This is a genomic window from Megasphaera sp. ASD88, assembly GCF_002287425.1.
Lineage (GTDB): Bacteria > Bacillota > Negativicutes > Veillonellales > Megasphaeraceae > Megasphaera > Megasphaera stantonii.
Map to the genome: position 1 here is coordinate 96,375 of NZ_NQXW01000001.1, position 19,617 is coordinate 115,991.

A 19,617-nucleotide genomic window follows, 5' to 3' on the forward strand; every position below is an offset into this window, starting at 1 on the left:
CGTATCACCTCTCTATACCATATAAGTTGATTAAAAAAGTATAAATTTATAGGGCCATTATATCATGAAACAGAGGCGATGCAAAGAGTGCCGATACAGTTCGTCATAAAAGGCACCGTCATTGTCATAGTGAAATCAGAAGCAATCAATGATACAATAAGAAGAACACCGAATCTTGTTGTCGTCGGCGAAGGAGGCATAGCTGTACGGTATGGAACAGAATAAACGCGGGGGCGCGGCGCCCGACTGCATTCAGATACGGGGCGCGCGAGTCCATAATTTAAAAAATCTCGATATAGACATCCCTTTGGGGAAGTTGGTAGCCATAGCCGGCGTATCCGGCTCAGGGAAATCGTCGCTGGCCTTGGGCGTATTATATGCCGAAGGGTCGCGGCGGTATTTGGAAGCCTTGTCAGTCTATACGAGGCGGCGCATGACCCAGGCAGCGGAAGCGAAGATCGACAGCATTGAAAACGTGCCGGCGGCCTTAGCCCTTCATCAGCGGCCGGCTGTGCCGGGTATCCGCAGTACCTTCGGCACGGCGACGGAACTGCTGAACAGCCTGCGCCTATTGTTTTCCCGTCTCGGCAGCCATCGTTGTCCCAACGGCCACTATTTGGAGCCGTCGGCTGCCGTGGCTATGGGGAAAAGGCTCGTTTGTCCTGTATGCGGCGTTGCATTTGACGGTCCGGCGGCGGAGGATTTTTCTTTCAACAGCGGCGGAGCCTGCAGGACCTGCGGCGGCACGGGCATCGTGCGGACTGTCGACGAGGCGTCGCTGGTTCCCGACGAATCCTTGTCCATCGACGAGGGAGCTGTCGCGCCGTGGAATTCTCTCATGTGGTCCCTTATGACCGACGTGTGCCGGGCTATGGGCGTCCGTACAGACGTGCCCTTTTCGGAACTGACCGATAGGGAACGGGACATCGTCTTTCACGGCCCGGCAGTCAAAAAGCACATTTTTTATAAGGCGAAGAGCAGCAACCAGGCCGGCGAGCTGGACTTTACCTATTACAATGCCGTGTATACCGTAGAAAATGCATTGGCGAAGGTCAAGGACGACAAGGGTATGAAGCGCGTAGAAAAATTTTTAAAGCAGGACGTCTGCCCTGACTGCGGCGGAACCCGCCTTAGCGAGCGGGCCCGGTCGACGCGCCTCTGCGGATTGGATTTGGGTGAGGCCTCGGCGATGACGCTGGATGCCCTTATCCCGTGGGTCCAGGCCGTACCGGCGGCTATGCCCGAATCGCTGCGGGATATGGCCGACAGCATAGCGGCTCAATTTCTCCATACGGCGAAGCGCCTTGTAGAATTAGGTCTGGGATACTTGTCTCTCGACCGGGCCGGCGCGACGTTGTCTACCGGCGAGCGTCAGCGCGTCCAGCTGGCCCGGGCCGTTCGGAACCGTACGACAGGCGTGCTGTACGTGCTGGACGAGCCGTCTATCGGTCTTCATCCGGCTAACGTCGACGGCCTTCTGGGGATGCTGGGCGATCTGACTGCACATGGAAACTCCGTCGTCCTCGTAGACCACGACGTGCAGGTCCTGAAAGCGGCGGACTGGCTCATAGAAATGGGCCCTGGAGCCGGAGCGCACGGCGGCCGCCTCGTCTGCGCCGGTACGGTGCAGGACGTAGCTCTGAATCCGTCGTCGCGCATCGGGCCCTTTCTTGCAGGGAGCGGCTCGCCAGTTGTGCGCCGGCGGGCTGATAAAGAAACGATGTTTGATCATGGAACGATACGCATGGTTTCCGGGCCGATTCACACGGTTCAGCCGTTAGACGTCGCGCTGCCCAAAGGAAGGCTAGTCGCTGTGACCGGCGTGTCCGGATCAGGCAAGACGACGCTGATTTTGGAAAGCCTGATACCGGCGCTGCAGCGTCAGGCCGACGGGCAGCCTCTGCCAGGACATGTCCTGGCCATAGAAGGCGGCGGCATACGAAGGGTCCACCTGATCGATGCCGCGCCGATCGGCGCAAATGTCCGCTCGACAGTAGCGACGTACAGCAACGTCCTGGACGACCTGCGCCGGGTCTATGCGGCCCTGCCGGCAGCGAAGGAAAAGGGCTATGGCATGAAGGACTTTTCTTACAATACGGGCTCGCTGCGCTGCCCGGCCTGCGACGGCACGGGACAGATTACGATGGACGTGCAGTTTTTGCCCGACGTGGCTGTGACTTGCCCGGCCTGCGGCGGCTCGCGTTACGGCAAAGAAGCCGCAGCCATTAGACGTCCGGCAAAGGACGGCGGCCAAGGGCTGTCTCTGCCGGAATTGATTGCACTGACAGTGGAACAGGCTTTGGAAGCCGTAAAGAACGTGAAAAAAGTCCGCGACCGCTTGCAGACATTAGTGGATTTAGGACTAGGGTACTTGACCCTCGGTGAAGCGACGCCGGCCTTATCGGGCGGCGAAGCCCAGCGGCTGAAGCTAGCCGCCGAAATCGGCAGGGGACAGGACGAGGCGCTCTTTGTTTTTGACGAACCGACGATTGGCCTTCATCCCTTGGACGTGCGCAGCCTCATCGCGATTTTTCAGCGCCTCATTGACCAGGGGGCGACAGTAATCGTCATCGAACACGACCTGGACATGATTGCCAACGCCGACTATATCATCGACATGGGTCCCGGCGGCGGTGCGCAGGGCGGCCGCATTGTAGCGGCAGGGACGCCAGGAGACATCGCGGCGGCTCCGCAGAGCGCGACTGGACGATATCTTCGCCCTTTGCTATAATCAGAGCGGCGAATGGTAAGCCGATGAAGTTATAGATATGAAATTGGAAAGGAGCATGACGGCATGGCCGAATATATTATGCTGCAGGGGACGAGTTCCCATGTCGGCAAGAGCGTATTAGCCGCGGCACTATGCCGCATTTTTCTGCAGGAAGGAAAGAGCGTCGTCCCTTTTAAGGCGCAAAACATGGCGCTGAACTCCTATGTGACGGCTGACGGCCGGGAAATGGGCCGGGCCCAGGTGGCGCAGGCCGAAGCGGCAGGATTGGAGCCGGCTGTCGATATGAATCCTGTCCTGCTCAAGCCTACGGGAAACTCCTGCTCCCAGGTTATCATCGACGGCCTGTCCGTAGGCAATATGTCTGCTAAGGAATACCATAATGGATATGCCTTGGAGGCCTTTTCGGCAGTACAGAACGCCTTGTCGCGCCTGACAAAGGCCTATGACACTCTGGTCATCGAAGGGGCCGGCAGTCCGGCGGAAGTAAATTTGAAACCATACGATATCGTAAATATGCGCGTAGCTAAATATCTGCATGCGCCGGTCCTTCTCGTGGCCGACGTCGACCGGGGCGGTTCGCTGGCAGCCTTGGTAGGTACGCTCGCATTATTGGAGGAAGACGAACGGGATTTGGTCAAGGGGCTCATCGTCAATAAATTCCGCGGCGACGTATCCTTATTTGCCCCGGCCGTAGACTTTTTGGAGAAGAAGACCGGCAAACCCGTCTTAGGCGTCATTCCCTATATAGAAAATTTAAACATTGACGACGAAGACTCGGTGTCATTGGAGGATAAGCCGGCAGATAGACAGGAAGGCGATCTGGATATTGCCGTAATCCGCCTGCCGAAGATTTCCAACTTTACCGATTTTGACAGTCTTCAAGGCGAAGGGGACGTATCTCTGCGCTATGTCCGCGAGGCGGCCGATCTGGGCCGTCCTGACGTCGTCATCCTCCCGGGAAGCAAGAATACCATTGAGGATATGGCCTGGCTGCAAGACAGCGGCATGGCGTCAGCCCTTTACCAGGTGCTGTCGGCAGGCGCGCCCGTCGTCGGCATCTGCGGCGGATATCAGATGCTGGGCCGATATATTTATGACCCGGAGCATACGGAGTCGTCGACGGAAGGAATAGGAGGATTGGATTTGCTGCCCATAGAAACGACCTTTACAGCCGGAAAGACCTTGGCCCAGGTCAAAGGCGAATGCTGCGGCCTGCCGTTTTTAGGGCAGGTGCTGTCGGCGGAAGGGCTGGAAGGCTATGAAATCCATATGGGCCATACGGCTGATGCCGAAGCAGGGCTGCTTCACCCCATCGTTGTGACGGAGCGGTCTCAGCAGGCCTGCCATGTCGTGCATGGCACGGCACGATGCGACGGCTTGGTTTGGGGGACGTATATGCACGGTATATTTGACAACGACGCCTTCCGCCGGGATTTCCTCAACTGCCTGCGGCGGCAGAAGGGACTGCAGCCCTTAGCGGTGCGGCGGAATTTCCGGGCGGAAAAGCAGAAGAGCTACGACCGGCTGGCTGCCGTCGTCCGCGCGCATTTAGACATGGATACGCTGCGGCGCATCATGGCTGGGAGGGACTGATCATGGCGGTTATCTGGGCGCTGCTGTTCGACACGCTGTTAGGCGACCCGCGCGTCAAAATACATCCTGTGGCGCTGATAGGGTCGCTTATTGCTTGGCTGGAACGGATATTTTACCGTTCGGCAGCAGGAAAAAAGGAGCAGTTCCTTGCCGGCATGGTCTTGTCTATCATTGTTCTGCTGGCCGTATATGATATCGTTTACGCCGTCATGCTGGGGATATCGTATATAGACAATGCCTATGTATCCTATGCGGCCGAAGGATTTATCTTGTTCTGGACGATTTGCCCCCGCAGCCTGGCCCAGGCGGCCAACGAAATCCGTCATTATTTGCTTCATCACCGCCTGCGCATCGCCCGGGCGAAGGTGGGCTGGATTGTCGGCAGGGATACGGAGAAACTGAGCGAGGGCGAGGTCGTGCGGGCGACGGTCGAAACGGTAGCGGAAAATACGATTGACGGTATTTTGTCGCCGCTGTTCTTTTTTGCCCTCGGCGGCGCGCCCCTAGCGGCATGTTACAGAGCGGCGAATACCCTCGATTCAATGATCGGCTATAAGAATGACAAATACTTGTATTTCGGCCGGTTTGCTGCCCGGCTGGACGACGTGCTCAATTACATACCAGCCCGCATCGGCGCATTGCTGTACATCCTGATGGCCGCGTTGTTGCGCTATGACTGGAAGGGAGCGTGGCGCATCGTACGGCGCGACGCGTCCAAGCACCCCAGTCCGAACGGGGGCTATGCAGAAGCTGCCGTAGCCGGCGCGCTAGGCATTCGGCTGGGCGGATATAATTCCTATTTCGGCAAGGTTTCCTTCCGGGCCTATATGGGCGATCCCAGGCACGAGCTGGGGCCTGGCCATATTCGTCAGGCCGTCCATCTCATGTATGCTGTTGCGTTGTCTGCGGCGGTGCTGACGGCGTGGTACTGCTGGCAGGTGGCGTGATGGAATTGATCGTGCGCGTTCCCGGTTCGTGCGGCGAGCTGGCGCAGGGTTACGCCAACGGAGAACCTTTTCTTATTACCTGCCCTATCGACCGCTGCGCCGAGGCCGTTGTCAAAGACGACGGCCTTCGATGTATTGCCGCCGGGGAAAAATCGCGGGCCGCTTTGGCGAAAACGCTGCAGTATCTGGGCGTCAGCCAGTTTCCGTTCAGCCTGTATGTGACGTCGGAGCTGCCGGCAGGGAAGGGGATGGCGTCGAGCAGCGCCGACATAGGGGCCGTCGCTGTAGCTGTTGCAGCGGCTTGCGGACGGGCGATAACGGAGCGGGAAATCGCCTCCATCGCCGCGTCTATCGAGCCGACAGACGGCGTATTCTGCCGCGGCATCGTGGCAATCAATTATCAAACCGGCAACATACTTCATTCTTTTGGCGTCATGCCTGCCCTGGCTATTGCTATGTTCGATTTGGGTGGGACCGTCGATACGCTGGCCTTTCATGAACAGTACGATGAAGCCGCCAGGATGTACAGCATTGACGCGGAGCAGATACTGCCGCTGCTGACGCCGCCATATACGGCGGAAAAGCTGGGCGCTGCCGCAACGCACAGCGCCCTGGCCCATCAGCGCGTCGTCTGTAAGCCGCAGCTGCCGGCGCTGCTGGAACTAGGGAAGGCATTCGGAGCTGTCGGTGTGAATATCGGTCACAGCGGCACGGTTTGCGGGTTGCTGTTTCCAGAACATTGCTCTTTACAATGGCTTGACGACTGCATGGGACCATACGCAGCGGAACGGCTGGCGGCGGACTATATGGGCGCGGCTTCGTTAAGCGGCGGCGGATGGACTATCGAGAGGAGATGAGGGCCTTGCCCGAACGATTTGAACACGGCGGAAATATATATATACCTATTGATGGCGGGAAGTGGCTGGATTTCAGCGCCAACATCAACCCTCTCGGCCTGTCGGACTCGGTCCGCGCGGCGATTGCGGCGGAAATCGATACCGTCGTCCACTATCCAGACCCGCAGGGACGGCGGCTTAAGGAGGCTTTGAGCAGCTATTACGCCGTGCCGGAAGCCGAGCTTCTGCTGGGGAACGGCGCGGCCGAACTATTTTACGTGTACATGCACTGCGTTCGGCCAAAGCGCGTCCTAATTCCGGTTCCCTCCTTTAACGAATACGAGCGGGCGGCGTTGGCGGCGAGGGCAGAGGTAATCTATTGCTATATGAAATGTGAAGATGGCTTCGCCATGCCTGTCGATGAATTGCGCCGGCAAGCCGGCAATGCAGACTGCATCCTGCTTGGCAATCCCAATAATCCGACGGGGACGCTGACGCCGGCAAGAGACATAGAGTCCTTGGTGTGGACGGCGCAAAAGGCTGGGACGGACGTTGTCGTCGACGAGTCCTTCCTCGATTTCCGCAGTGACGGCGAGCGGTATACCATGCGTTCGCTGGTAAAGCAGTATGATAACCTGTTCGCCATGCAGTCCCTTACGAAGTATTACGCCGTTCCCGGTCTGCGCCTTGGCTTTGCCGTCGTGCCGGAGGGGAAACGCAGGCAGCTGGAAATGCACAAGGATGTGTGGAACGTCAATTGTCTGGCCCAGTCCGCCGGCATTGCCGCCCTGAAAGACAGGGCGTATCAGGAGAAAACGCAACAATACGTGCGGAATGCGGCAATGCGCTTGTACGAAAAAGTACGAGCCATACCCGGGCTGGAGCCGCTGCCGCCGACGGTTAATTTTATGCTGACCGACGCTGTGGGAACGGGACTGACAGCCTGTCATATCGGCGCCGCGCTGCGCAACGAGGGTATACTAATTCGCGATTGTGCTAACTATCCTGGCCTGACGCCCTTTTATTTTCGCCTCGCCGTGCGGACAGAGAAAGAGAATGAAATGCTTTGCAAAGCCCTTAAACATGTTGTTTCTATTGAAAGTTAAAGGACGGTATTTAAATTTTACCGTCTTTTTATTGCCCAACATAAGTTACAAAAATCACGTATTTATTAAATTAAAATTAAAATAAAATTAGAAGAACATTAAAAGTAGGGTTTGCAAATGATTTTTTTTGATTTTATGATACAATAACATCATAGATTAGATAACGTAATCGCAAAGATTAAATTATTTAATGTATGCTACACTTTATTCCCGTCCTTATTTATATGTAGCGAAAAATTTAAAAGGGTTAGGAGGAATTCATATGGGAGAAAAGAAACAAAACAGAACCGTAGCTATCGGGTTAATGCTGTTCGCCTTGTTCTTTGGCGCCGGCAACTTGATATTCCCGGCATCTATGGGGCAGAACGCAGGCGTGAATGTCTGGTGGGCCGTTTTGGGCTTCGTTCTGACAGGCGTTAGCCTTCCGCTGCTGGGCGTACTGGCTATCGGCTATTCGGGCTGTAAAGACTTGGAGGAGCTGGCAGGCCGCGTGCATCCGAAGTTCGGATTGTTCTTCGCAGTTATTTCATCGCTTACGATCGGGCCTTGCTTTGCTACGCCGAGAACGGGCAGCGTTTCCTATGAAATCGCCGTTCGTCCGTTCTTGTCTGACGGCGGCAGCGACATGGTTATGACCATATTCCTGGTCGTTTTCTTCGTCGTTTCGTGGTGGCTGTCCGTATCGCCGAGCAAGCTCGTTGACCGTATCGGCAAGATTCTGACGCCGACCTTGCTGTTTGTCATTTTAGTTCTTATCGTTAAGTCGTTCATTACGCCGCTCGGCACGCCTCTTGAAGCGACGGAAAAATACGCGACGCCTATGCTGGCGACCGTACAGGGCTTCATCGACGGCTACGGCACGATGGACGCCATCGCATCGCTTATCTTCGCTATCTTGGTCGTAGAATTCGTCGTAGAAGACGGCGCGTCTACGCCGGAAGAAGTGACGAAGGAAGTATTTAAGGCCGGCATCATCGCCGTCGGCTGCCTGGCTTTCGTCTACATCTTTATTTCCAAGATCGGCGCCGACAGCGTTATGGCATTCGGCATTCAGGACACGGGCGCGCCGGTACTTTCCAAGAGCGCTATGATCCTCTTCGGCGACGTAGGGGCTATCATCCTGGCTATCATCGTATTGCTGGCCTGCTTGTCCACGGCTATCGGCCTGATTTCGTCCTGTGCGAGATACTTCAACCGCTTGATTCCGAAGATCAGCTATAAAGGCTGGGTAACGATTTTCTCCGTTTGGTCCTTCGGCGTCGCTATGTTCGGTTTGAAGACCATCATCGTTGCGGCTATTCCCGTTTTGATGTTCATTTATCCGCAGGTTGTCGCGATTGTATTCCTGACGTTCCTGCACAAGTCCTTCGGCGGCCGTCAGTGCGTATACGCTTGGACGATGGGCCTGACGATTATTCCGTCCCTCATCGCCGGTACGCAGACTGCCGGTATTTCCCTCGGCGGCATCGATACATTCTTTAATACGATGGTTCCGTTCCATTCCATCGGTATGGGCTGGATTTCCTTTGCCATCGCCGGGTTTATTATCGGCCTGATTTGGAAGGGTGCAGTAAAATCTAAAGCAAGTTAAGAAAATTTTGTTGTCAATTGCCAAGTGACATGATATACTTTTAAGCAAGCATAACAAAACAGCTCTTAGGAATCCTAATTCTTAGGAGCTGTTTTGTTCATTACGCTGAATTTATAGTGTAAAGGGGAAAAAAGCATGAACATTTTGCGCCGTAAGTCCTTCGAAGATTTGATGGAGACTACGGAAGAAAAAAAATTGACGAAAGCCTTGGGAGCATTTGACATTACCCTCATGGGTCTGGGAATTATCATCGGGACGGGAATTTTCGTCCTGACCGGCATTGGCGCTGCTAAATATGCCGGACCCGGCCTGATGCTGTCCTTCGTGCTGGCAGCCGTTACCTGTACCTTCGTTTGCCTGGCGTATTCGGAGTTGGCCTCGTTCCTTCCTGTGTCAGGGAGCTCGTACACCTATGCCTATGCGTCGCTGGGTGAAGTATTCGGCTGGTGGGTAGGCTGGAGCCTGATTTTGGAATATTCCGTTGGAGCCAGTGCCGTCGCCGGCGGCTGGTCGGCATACTTTGTCGGTATTCTTCATTCGTGCGGCATTGATTTGCCTAAAGCGCTTACGGCCGTGCCGGCTGAAGGCGGACTCATCAATCTGCCGGCAGCCTTTATCGTCCTCGTCACGACGGCGCTGCTGGTCATCGGCGTAAAGGAAAGTACCCGTGTAAACCGGATTCTCGTGTACATCAAAATCGGCACGATTTTCGTATTCCTGTTTTTAGCAGCTCCCCATATTGAACCGGCGAATTGGCAGCCCTTCCTGCCGTACGGCATTCACGGCGTCGCCGCCGGCACGGCTGTGCTGTTCTTTGCTTACCTTGGTTTCGATGCCTTGTCCACAGCGGCGGAAGAAACGAAAAATCCGAAACGGGATATGCCTATCGGCATCATCGCCGCCTTGGCTATCTGTACGATTTTGTACATCGCCGTATGCGCCGCTATGACCGGCGTCGTGCCGTATCCCCTTCTTGATACGGCTGCTCCGGCATCGTTTGTATTGGAATACATCGGCCTGCATTTAGGCTCGGCTGTCGTCGGCACCGGCGCATTCTGCGGGTTATCGACAGTCGTGCTGTGCATGCTCTATGCCCAGAGCCGGGCCCTTTATTCCATGAGCCGCGACGGTTTGATGCCCATGAGTTTATATAAGGTCCATCCGAAATTCCACACGCCGTATATCATCCAGATTGTCGTCGGAATTCTCGTTGCCTGCATCGCCGGCTTCACGCCGATTCATATCGTCGCCGAAACGTGCAGTGCCGGTACGATTTTCGCCTTCCTGTGCTCGTGCGTCGGCATTCTCGTTCTGCGCCGCAAATACCCGGACAAGCCGAGAGGTTTCCGCTGCCCGGCGGTGCACGTCATCGCTCCCTTAGGGTTTATATTCTGTGCCTTCGTCTTTTCCCAGCTGTCGTGGCATACGCTCGTGCTGTTTGCCATCTGGTCGGTTTTGGGCTTGGTCATTTACTTGGCTTACGGCTATGGCCACAGTACGTTAAACAAGTAAAGCCGTTGGAAAAGGGAGAAGAAACTGCATTTCAAGGGATATATCTGTAAAACTGAAAACACCGCATCCTGCAGTTGTCCTGTGCGATGCGGTGTTTTTGGCTAAGTAAGACCACTAGCCTTGAAACCTTGTGCAGCCCGTTTAGAGCAGCTGTACCTTTCAAAGGATTATCTTTGCAGGTAATGGTATCGTTTTCTTTTTCTCCTGTTTTCAAGCGTTTGATCTATTGTGAGGCTATGAAATGACGTTTTTGCTAAGGGAATGGCAGGAAAATTAAAAATAGGACTTGTAAAACTCCATGAATCTTGTATAATAAATACATGTCATGGGGATGTAGCTCAGCTGGGAGAGCGTACGGTTCGCATCCGTGAGGTCGAGGGTTCAAGCCCCTTCATCTCCACCAGTATTCATGCGGTTTCCGAGGTTTTGTCATTGAAGTGGTAGTTTCCATTTTTGTGACAAAAATGGAAGCCGCCTTCCTTTTTAATAAACCTCTTTTTTGGCTAACTTGGCAGTAAAATCAACAGAAATGACTTTGTGACCTTTCGGAGCCGGGGGCCTCGGAGTAGGAGCGTCTATTTGCTGCCCGAATACGGTTGCCGCCATGTTGTCCATAAAGTCACTCATTTTTTGTGAAGGCTTGCTCTGGGCCATATAGTGAGTATAGACTCGCATAATCATGGTCAAGTCTCTATGGCCGACTTGCCGCATGACTTCGGTGGGTGGAACACCGGCATTGATGGCTTCGGTTATGTAGATATGCCTTGCCATATGAGTTGATATATTTACGCTAATCTTCAATTTCTTCCCGATGTCGGAAAAGTACCTTGTACTGAAATTATTTGGGTCAATAGGTTTCTTCCCGGTATCGTCACCTGCAAACCAGATACCTTTACGCGATTTCATTCCTTTTTGCAGTATAGGGACGATAGAGCGCGGGAAGTATACCTTACGGTCCCGATACTTGTTCTTCGTCGTTGTGAGGCCGCTGGTGCCCTTTTTGACGATTGTATAGGCCTTATTGACCACCGCATAACACTCGTCAAAGTTAAAATCGCTTTTGTGCAACCCAAGGGTTTCACTGCGGCTTGTCCCGGCGCAAAACATAAATAGCACTACATAGGTCATCGGTTTCTTGCATGTTTGCATGTAGTGGTAAAACTGCATCAGCTCATCATACGTGGGTAACTGCTTTTCTTTGCGCTTGACAATCCGTTCGCCATTTTTATCATACTTGGGCCACTTCAAGCCCTGGCTGACATCTTTTTGGATGTAATCATCCCAGACCAACTCAGCAAACGTGTTTGTGATGATTTGTTTGGCTTCTTCTGGTCGCCCCTCGCAATTTGCGATAACGTAGCGCAGGTAGTCCCTTGTGATTTCATCTGCCGGGATTTTATCGAAGAATTTTTTCAGATGGTTGTCGAGGTAGGTCAATAATTTTTCTTTTGTGACCGCCTTGACATCGACCTTGCTTTCGATGAGACGTTTTGCGTAATCATAAAAGATGGGGCAGGTTTTGCTTACGGTAATTTTCTTGTATTTATAAGTCTTTACGGTCCCGTCTTTTGCTTTGTATTTCCGCTTGATTACAGAAATTCCCGAACGTTTAGTCATTGATTCTCCCTCCCTGATTTCAAAGAAAGATTCAACGTCTACCATATCTTTGTTGAATCGAACGATAGGGAGGTAGCCCTTATACTTCCAATTATACACGGTCGATAAGGACTTTCCAATATGTTCAGCGAATTCCCTCATAGTCAGGAACCTATCCGGCATTCAAAACCCTTTCAATATTTTCCAATCTATTTCAACTCCTTTCAGGCCGCCTCAGCAGCGGCCTTTTTGTTATTTTACCGTTCGATGTACACGTCTATGGTTTGGCGTCCGAAATTGATGCAGTCGTCGTAGCTAGGCATAAAGATGTCTATACGGTCGGAATAACCACCACCAAATCTGTCTGCAACGACATATCGGACTCCATTGATGACCACAACCGTGCCGAACGGCAAGTCATCCGAAGCAACAATCCCTTCTCGAACCCATTCGCCGCTTGCAGTGTACCCTTGGTCACAATAGGCCGAAACATTCATTGTGCGCCATTCTGCAAAGCAAGAGAAGGGGAGAAGGGTAAGTAATATTACTAGAAGTAGTCTAGTCATTCTTACCCCCTTTCCAGATATAAAAGCTATACCTAAACGCTAGTCTGCGTTTTTATCTTTGAAGGTTATCTCTATAGTGTGGATTGGCTCTTCAAGGAACAGATATTTGAACCCACATAGGAACGCTATAGTTGCCAATGTCGCTACAGCGTCCACGAAAAAGAACAAGTACCAGAAGAGGACACATGCAGCAATCGTTGCCACGAGTCTAATTTTGTCCCGATGGGCCTTCCAAAAAGTAGATAGTTTCTCCATTATTGCACCTTTTCGTATTGCGATAAAAAGTCTTTTTTGTACTTTACGTCAACCTTGCCGCCGTCTTTTATAACGAAATCGTTCGGGAATATATCAAAAATAGGAGTTTCGTAATCGTCACGGTCACTTTTGTCCACAGCGTAGTAATTTTCTTCGTAATCGCTATAATAAACATCGGCCGAACCTTTTAGGAAATCTATTATTTCGTTTATGTTGTCGCCGGTATATAGCATTGCTTCGACCTCATGTGGTCGTTGTCTCCATTTCATATCAACCAACCTCCTTGCATTACCCTAATATTTTCTCGGCATAGTAGTATTGGCTATCTAGCATAGCTAATATTTGATTGTAGTTATTCAGCGTAGCTCCTGTGTCCGCATAGCAAAGGATAATCTTGATGTCATTCGCGTGTTTGGTTATGCGCATTTCGACATTATCGGCTACTAGTCCACCGTATGTTTCATAGATTGTATATCTCTCTCCAACCCTCATCCCAAAATCTCTGTACAGAATATGATTTAATGTCATTGCTTATTCCGCCCCTTCCAAATAAAACACATTTGATTGATTCCCATATACTTTCCTTTTCGTAGTGGGGAGTAGGCCTGCTTGCTGCTTCTATGTCTTTGTCTAACATGGCTAATCCTCCTGTTCGATGGGGACGACTTTGTATCGACCGGTTAACAATTTCATAAAATAGGTGGGAAAGAGGACTCCATCTTTTCCTTGCAACCCACGTTTCGTTAGTTTAAACGGGCCATTTGGGATTTCCGTTCCATCCTTGTTCATGTTAAATTCCTCGTCCAATTTAACCCCTAGGATTTTCGCCACTTGCTCCATCTTGGTAACAGGTTGGCATCTGCCGGTAAGTAAACCTACGAGAGCCACAGAAGCAATCTCCGAGACATCCTGTCGACATTTTTTCCATAAAACCAAATCCTCATCAAAAACATACTCGCCACTGAGTTTGTCTATTTTAAAACAGACGCCAATATACAATTCGTTGTCTTCCATAAATTGTTCAATGTAGTTCATGATACCTCCTACCATCTAGGTCCATCTGAATCAAGGCAGCAAGGGTAGTCAAACCTTACGTACCACCCAAGGCTATTGATTCTGCATCCTAATTTACCATTATGGCAGCCATGTGATTCAAGTATAAAATACCTAGACATGTCACGCCCAGCGGCTTCCATTTGCTCAATCACTTCTTTGCCATTATGGCAGTCATAAAATATACGCATTATTTGTTCAGGGTTTTTGCGTAGGCGATAAGTTTTTCATAACGTTCTATGATTTCGTCTTCATGTTTACAAACTTCTTCTCTGGTTTCAAAGCAATTCCCGATAGCAATGGCTATTTCGTCAGCTAAATTCCCCGGTGTATACCAAGTCCCAGTTATATATCCTTCATCAGTAGCAAGATAATAAAACACGCCATTGGTTTTGGGTTTGTATTTTGGTTTGCATCCAAGACTTTCAGCTAACCGCTGAATCGCCAACTCAAGGCCAACATTAATATCGAATTTGTCATCGGGATGGCACTTGCCGTATCCACAAAAGAATGTTCCTTTATTGTTCCGCCAACTTACTCTTACGTACCCTTTGAGGTCTAAACTCAAAGCAAGATTTCCATCTGGAATATTGTATTTTTGTCCCAATTCCGCCATTTTATCTCTGACATGTGGGGACTTTGCGTAGCGTTCGAGCTGCTTATTCGTGAGTTTAACCTCGTCGGCAGGTTCTATACAATCAACGTCAATGTTCCAACAGCTTCTCCTGCATGAGTCTGCCCAACAACCTTTTACGTTGCGGATAAATTGGATTGTGGCAAGTCCAATCTTAGGATAAACCATTTGAACTACTCCGATTTCCCCGACGATATTTTTGTTGCAATCGTACTCTTTTGTTACTTTGACCTTCATGCCAATCTTGCAATCTTCGTATTTCATTTGTATTCCTCCGTTTTCCCCGTAATAAATTTCGAATGTGGCAACCCTTCAACCCAGTCGCAAAACTCTTGCCATTCAGGCAACCGATGGTGCCGTCTCTGGTGATAAATTGTTTTGAGTTGCATGTAGTTTGTTGTAATGCGAGCCGTCAAGAGAAGGCCAGAAGGGTAGGAGTAAATCATTCGCAACCAGTTTTCCCTTGTCGGTTCCTCATTATAAGCCGCTACCAATTCTTCAAACCGCTTGATAATTTCTGGGTCGGTATATTCGATATACTTGATGTGCATTTTGGGGAGCATATGCATGGTACTCATGGACGACACGAAGTCAAACCAGTGATACCGCTGTGCTTCCGGCCAAGCTTTTTCACTAAAGGTCACGTCCATCTGAACCACAATACCTTTAAGGAAACAATCATGACCGCTGCCAGATGGAGCAGAAGCGAGTTTGTTGGCTCGCTTCATGCCGTTGTCTGCGACTCGATTAGGGAGAAGGTTAGTCGCATCGGTTGCCATAGGGTAGCCAGAGGCGGCGATTGAATTGTCCATCCCAGATATTTCAACACTGGTAATGATTGGGTATGTGGTGTTAAGATTTGCGGTTTTTATGCTTGTGTCAACGTATTTCATTCGTTATCATATCCTCCCAAAAATTCTTCTACGGCTTTATAGCGTTTACGGACGTTTTCTGCGTTTTTGACAGCTTCTGCATGTGTCTTGAAGCAATTACCGAGTAACAGTTGTATCTGGTCAATACGGCCCCCAGTATAACAGGAATAATCAAAACCTCCGCCATCGCCGTCAAGTAATGAAACCCAATAAATGTCACCGATTTTGGGTTTCCATTTTTCAGAGATAAACTGCTCTTTAATTCTTTGGACAGCCACCTGTGCGCCAATGCAAACGTCAAATCTATCGTCTGGATGGCACTTAGCGACCCCTACTCTTGCCTTGTCGTCAAAACGTGCAGTAATCGTAAGTTTTCCGTCCGTAGTAAGCTCCCAAGAGAAAATACGCCACGGAACCCCAGCCCTATTAAGAGCTTCCTTTATAACGTCTTCCGCGTAAGAGCGGAATTTACTGTCATTTATGGATTTTGCCGAAATTTTGCCTTTTTGTATGGCTAGGTTAATGAGGGTTATATAGGGAGTGTTAGGGGAGTCATGGAACTTAATTTTCGCCAAGTCTCCATATACTACACTCCCAACAAGTTCTAAAATAGTCCCTGTTTTCCCAGAATAGGCGCTGTCCCCGACGACCTTTACGCTGTCTCCAACGCAAAATCCTTTATATTCAACCACTTTTATATCCATTATAGGTATGTCATTAGTGCCGGTTTGGTATAACGATGTTTTCTCACCGTCTGGCAGCGAGATAGTAAACCCGCCACCGCTATTCAAGAAAACATCTGTTATAATGCCGTAGCAAGTATTCCCACCCTTGCCTTTAAGTTTTACTGTCATACCAACTCTTGCATCCGCAAATTCCATTTATTTTCCTCCTGTCTGATTGATTCCTTCGGCAACTGCGCTTACGAGCTGCTTCGTGAAATCTACAATATTTCCTTGAACTATTTGAATGTTATCTGGTGTTACGTAATTGGAAACTAACATGGTTATCATCGTTTCCTTTGAGGGGATGAATATACCAATGGCTGTATCTACGATGAAAAATACCCCTAAGCGTTTAGCCCATTTAGCGGCCAATCTTTTGTTTTCCTTGGCGCTTTCGTTCCATTTGTCGTCAGAAGTGAAAACCCAGTATATAACAAGGACAATAATTGCGCCAAAGGAAAGAGTGCCTAAGAGGCCAGTAATAAAGTGCAGGTTGCAAATTACGTTTATCACGTAGAAAATCCACGGGTTAATTATCGGTTCCATTTTCTAGCGCCTCGCGTATACGTTGAGCGTACGTTGGAAATTCGTTCGTCCCTAAAAATTCTGCAAAGAATTTAGCTTCTCTGTCTGTCATCTTGATTACGACCCCGTAGACTGGCTCATAGTCAACAATTCCACGTTCTGCTTTCATGGCTAGGCCTCCTTGATATTTCCAATAAGCTTATCTGCAAGCCACTTGAGTTTCCCGGCGTCACGCTTGACCGATTCCACGAAGCTCTGCTTGTCTAATTTACCGCTGAATGCAATGGCTTCGATTGCCAGACGGTTATTGTTGAATACGATGTGCATAGATTTAAGAATCCGTTCTTCTTCTTGGTTAATCATTTATTTACCCCTTTTTAGCATAGATATCGGATACAAATGTAATGTTATCGTCATTAGGTCTTATAACGGCATGTCTATAATGGATGACAGGCCATTCAGTGTAAGATGCGTTTCGCAAATATATGCATTTCTCATATCTACCAAATTCGTTTTTTATGTACACAATTTGGCCTGCGCGTACCACGTCAGTATCAACTTCCCATGGGGAAAGAGATGGAAACCCAAAATATTTTTCGTCTTCTTCGCAATTAATTGCTTCTACCTCTTTTTTCAAAGACTCAACTTGCTTTTCTAAATCTACTACATGATTTATGATTTTCCGCAAGCCTTCCTCTGTCACTTTGTTGCTAAAAATTCTCATCGAAACTATTCACCCTTTTCTAATATTTCAATTATTTCATTTATCTTATTAATTGCATTTGCAATCTGCTTTAATTTGACATTGGTTGGTATTTCATTATTTTCCTTTTTCTTGACTTGCTTAGCTAACATGAATTTGCACATATCGCAAATGCAACGATAGTATCCATCTGCCATTGCGTAATCTACTTCGGAATATGCTGCGTCTCGCAAACCTTTACGCTCACTTTCAAGGAAGTTTAATAGTTCTGACATTTCATCATAGGTGTTGTTCAATTTCCTGCGCTCCTTTCAGCTTGTTTTTCTTTTACAAATCGGATTATGTCGGCCATACAAGCTGCGTACCCATTTCGCACACCTTCGGTATATTCTCCGGCGATGGCGACCTTATGGATAGCGTATCTGCCACTTAAATATTCCCACATATCCGCTACGGTAATACAATTTTCATTCAATTATCCAATCTCCTTAGTGGGCGCACCGAGTTGATTATCATGCCTCGGCTCCCTTGATATGCCCCGATTAAATAGGGCTTTCCTTCTTTTAATTCTTGGTATTGCTTGTGGAACATCGCAAAGCTCAAGCCGTTGTCCAAATCAATAAAGGCCATCGGGTTGCCATTGCGGTCATGTAGTTTTTTGAACTTACTGACGTAACCTGCGAAGGTGGTCTTGTTATTAACCAAAGATAAATCATAATGCTTTAATGGGTCTTGGAATGAGAATCCGAAAACTTTCAACTCACCATCTATGTCGTCGAATGAAGAATCATCGTGCCACTCGATAACGTTGTTTTTGATGATTTCTTCGTAGTGCTTGATTTTCTTTTCGATATATTCCGACTTGAATTTTGTATTGGCCTTCCATCGCTGAATGGCATCTAAGGCCGACTTCTGCGTTGCGTAGTAGTTCTTAACTGGCTTGATAGAGCCAATCATTTTGCTTCTTGGCACCTTGAGATAATCCAGCGCACCACCTTTAATGAGTGCTTCAAGCTTGTTGGAAGGGTACTGGTTGATGATTTCGGTCAAGCTATTTTTGTTGATAGGTGGTTCAAGCGAACCAACACCTTTAATGCAGTTTGTCCCAAGCTGAATCCCGGTACCACGCTTTTGGCACATATCAGCTCCTAATTCAGGTGGCAAGATGGTGATACCCATATCTTTTGTCGCTTTGACATAAGCAGGGAAGTCTTTGTCCTTGCATTTCTGGTTTAGGAAACTTGCCATGAATTCGATGGGGTAGTGAGCCTTGAGGTAGGCCGAACGCCAAGCGGTAATGCCGTATGCCGCTGCGTGCCCCCTATTGAACGAGTACCTAGCTGACGCTTCAACGACCTTTACAAATTCATCTACCGCTTCTTTGGGTGTCCCAAGCTTCTTTGCGGCAGCCACCATTTCTTCGACCGCAGGCTCCATTTCTTCGACAATCTTTCGGCCAATGATGCGGCGTAAATTATCAGCCTTGCCGAGAGAATAGCCGCATAAGACCTGCGCCCCAGCCATAACTTGTTCCTGATATACGATAAGCCCATAGGTGTCCTTGAGGACGCTTTCAAGTTCTGGGGAAGGGTAGGTCACTTTGTGTTTCCCGGCTTTCCGCATAATATACTCATCTGTTGTCCCAGAGTCGAGCGAACCAGGCCGATACAAGGCGTTGCAGGCGATAAAATCTTCGGCTCGGTCAGCTTTCAACTGTTGGAGCAGGTGAGTGAACCCTTGGGATTCACTCTGAAACACCCCTTCGGTTTTGCCTTGCTGAATCATGCGGGCCGTTTTCTGGTCTATATCAGGGATAGAGTCGTAGTCGATACCAGTTTGCTTAATCACTCGGTCGATAATGTCCAAGTGCTGTAAACCCAAGATGTCCAGTTTGAGTAGCCCCATCGCTTCACAGTCGTGGAACTCGTAACATACTACATAATCATATTCGCCAGTTTTGGTACTCTTTTGCCGTTCAATGGATGTGTAGTTCGTGATTTCGTCTGGGCAAACAATGACTGCCGACGCATGAGTGGAGTAGTTGATGATATGGTCCATGAAATGCTTTGCAATTTCACGAGCTTTTTTATCCTGCAGGTCGTCTACATCGACAATGTTTTTGCACAACTCATTGGTTCTTGCCGGTTCATACCCAAGGGATTCGCAGGCTCTACGACATGCAGATTTTGGTTTGATATAACCAAAGGTACGGACTTGGAAAACTTCGCCGTATTTTCCTTTGATATAATCAATAACTTCATCGCGTCGTGAGGCTTGCACGTCTGAATCAATCCTTTATACTTTATGTTTCCATAAAGAGTAGACTATATCTTCGCCATATGCATAAGCACTTAGGCGTCACGCACTTCGGG

Annotated in this window: 21 protein-coding genes and 1 tRNA gene; 8 read left to right on the forward strand and 14 right to left on the reverse strand. The window is 49.6% G+C overall.

What is annotated here, in order from left to right:
• Positions 1 to 211 precede the first annotated feature (211 nt).
• The 8 genes from CJ260_RS00470 to CJ260_RS00505 all read left to right on the forward strand — a co-directional run bounded on the left by CJ260_RS00470 (position 212) and on the right by CJ260_RS00505 (position 10,719).
• Entirely contained in the window at positions 212 to 2,731 is a 2,520-nt protein-coding gene (locus tag CJ260_RS00470; RefSeq protein WP_095628727.1) for an excinuclease ABC subunit UvrA, read from the forward strand.
• A gap of 63 nt (positions 2,732 to 2,794) precedes the next feature.
• Positions 2,795 to 4,324 (forward strand): cobyric acid synthase, encoded by a 1,530-nt coding sequence (locus CJ260_RS00475; protein WP_095628728.1) that lies wholly within the window; start codon positions 2,795 to 2,797, stop codon positions 4,322 to 4,324.
• Between the two features lie 2 nt (positions 4,325 to 4,326).
• Complete coding sequence (gene cbiB / locus CJ260_RS00480; RefSeq protein WP_095628729.1) at positions 4,327 to 5,271, forward strand: adenosylcobinamide-phosphate synthase CbiB; 945 nt, start codon at positions 4,327 to 4,329, stop codon at positions 5,269 to 5,271.
• Positions 5,271 to 6,128 carry a GHMP kinase gene (locus CJ260_RS00485; RefSeq protein WP_095628730.1) on the forward strand — a complete coding sequence of 286 codons (858 nt, stop codon included), beginning with the start codon at positions 5,271 to 5,273 and terminating at the stop codon, positions 6,126 to 6,128. The genes cbiB and CJ260_RS00485 overlap by 1 nt, the downstream gene beginning before the upstream one ends.
• A gap of 5 nt (positions 6,129 to 6,133) precedes the next feature.
• Positions 6,134 to 7,213 (forward strand): threonine-phosphate decarboxylase CobD, encoded by a 1,080-nt coding sequence (gene cobD, locus CJ260_RS00490; protein WP_095628731.1) that lies wholly within the window; start codon positions 6,134 to 6,136, stop codon positions 7,211 to 7,213.
• Between the two features lie 262 nt (positions 7,214 to 7,475).
• Entirely contained in the window at positions 7,476 to 8,804 is a 1,329-nt protein-coding gene (gene brnQ, locus CJ260_RS00495) for a branched-chain amino acid transport system II carrier protein (RefSeq protein ID WP_087477359.1), read from the forward strand.
• A gap of 135 nt (positions 8,805 to 8,939) precedes the next feature.
• The gene (locus CJ260_RS00500) at positions 8,940 to 10,316 is read left to right on the forward strand and encodes an amino acid permease (protein ID WP_087477360.1); all 1,377 of its coding nucleotides are present in this window, start codon (positions 8,940 to 8,942) and stop codon (positions 10,314 to 10,316) included.
• Between the two features lie 327 nt (positions 10,317 to 10,643).
• Positions 10,644 to 10,719 (forward strand) — tRNA-Ala (locus CJ260_RS00505).
• Positions 10,720 to 10,799: 80 nt separating this feature from the next.
• On the opposite strand, the gene CJ260_RS00510 is transcribed toward CJ260_RS00505, so the two are convergent.
• From CJ260_RS00510 to CJ260_RS00580, 14 genes are all read right to left on the reverse strand, one after another.
• Entirely contained in the window at positions 10,800 to 11,933 is a 1,134-nt protein-coding gene (locus CJ260_RS00510; protein WP_158221333.1) for a site-specific integrase, read from the reverse strand.
• Between the two features lie 236 nt (positions 11,934 to 12,169).
• Positions 12,170 to 12,478 carry a 3D domain-containing protein gene (locus tag CJ260_RS00515; RefSeq protein WP_095628733.1) on the reverse strand — a complete coding sequence of 103 codons (309 nt, stop codon included), beginning with the start codon at positions 12,476 to 12,478 and terminating at the stop codon, positions 12,170 to 12,172.
• A gap of 254 nt (positions 12,479 to 12,732) precedes the next feature.
• Positions 12,733 to 13,002, reverse strand: a complete 270-nt coding sequence (locus CJ260_RS00525) for a hypothetical protein (protein ID WP_095628735.1) — start codon at positions 13,000 to 13,002, stop codon at positions 12,733 to 12,735.
• Between the two features lie 191 nt (positions 13,003 to 13,193).
• Positions 13,194 to 13,370 (reverse strand): hypothetical protein, encoded by a 177-nt coding sequence (locus tag CJ260_RS12720; RefSeq protein WP_158221334.1) that lies wholly within the window; start codon positions 13,368 to 13,370, stop codon positions 13,194 to 13,196.
• 2 nt (positions 13,371 to 13,372) lie between these two features.
• Positions 13,373 to 13,768 (reverse strand): hypothetical protein, encoded by a 396-nt coding sequence (locus tag CJ260_RS00535; protein ID WP_095628737.1) that lies wholly within the window; start codon positions 13,766 to 13,768, stop codon positions 13,373 to 13,375.
• Between the two features lie 208 nt (positions 13,769 to 13,976).
• A complete protein-coding gene (locus CJ260_RS00540) occupies positions 13,977 to 14,684 on the reverse strand; it encodes a hypothetical protein (RefSeq protein WP_095628738.1) in 708 nt (235 codons plus the stop codon).
• Positions 14,681 to 15,313, reverse strand: coding sequence for a hypothetical protein (locus CJ260_RS00545; protein ID WP_095628739.1), 633 nt, complete (start codon positions 15,311 to 15,313; stop codon positions 14,681 to 14,683). The genes CJ260_RS00540 and CJ260_RS00545 overlap by 4 nt, the downstream gene beginning before the upstream one ends.
• A complete protein-coding gene (locus CJ260_RS00550) occupies positions 15,310 to 16,173 on the reverse strand; it encodes a hypothetical protein (RefSeq protein WP_095628740.1) in 864 nt (287 codons plus the stop codon). The genes CJ260_RS00545 and CJ260_RS00550 overlap by 4 nt, the downstream gene beginning before the upstream one ends.
• The gene (locus CJ260_RS00555; RefSeq protein WP_095628741.1) at positions 16,174 to 16,563 is read right to left on the reverse strand and encodes a hypothetical protein; all 390 of its coding nucleotides are present in this window, start codon (positions 16,561 to 16,563) and stop codon (positions 16,174 to 16,176) included.
• Positions 16,547 to 16,711, reverse strand: a complete 165-nt coding sequence (locus CJ260_RS12725; protein WP_158221335.1) for a hypothetical protein — start codon at positions 16,709 to 16,711, stop codon at positions 16,547 to 16,549. Before CJ260_RS12725 ends, CJ260_RS00555 begins: the two co-directional genes overlap by 17 nt.
• A 2-nt stretch (positions 16,712 to 16,713) precedes the next feature.
• Positions 16,714 to 16,905, reverse strand: coding sequence for a hypothetical protein (locus CJ260_RS00560; protein ID WP_095628742.1), 192 nt, complete (start codon positions 16,903 to 16,905; stop codon positions 16,714 to 16,716).
• A 4-nt stretch (positions 16,906 to 16,909) separates the two neighbouring features.
• Positions 16,910 to 17,266 carry a hypothetical protein gene (locus CJ260_RS00565; RefSeq protein ID WP_095628743.1) on the reverse strand — a complete coding sequence of 119 codons (357 nt, stop codon included), beginning with the start codon at positions 17,264 to 17,266 and terminating at the stop codon, positions 16,910 to 16,912.
• Between the two features lie 5 nt (positions 17,267 to 17,271).
• Positions 17,272 to 17,541 carry a hypothetical protein gene (locus CJ260_RS00570; RefSeq protein ID WP_095628744.1) on the reverse strand — a complete coding sequence of 90 codons (270 nt, stop codon included), beginning with the start codon at positions 17,539 to 17,541 and terminating at the stop codon, positions 17,272 to 17,274.
• Positions 17,542 to 17,716: 175 nt separating this feature from the next.
• Positions 17,717 to 19,525, reverse strand: a complete 1,809-nt coding sequence (locus CJ260_RS00580) for a hypothetical protein (RefSeq protein ID WP_158221336.1) — start codon at positions 19,523 to 19,525, stop codon at positions 17,717 to 17,719.
• Between the last annotated feature and the right edge of the window lie 92 nt (positions 19,526 to 19,617).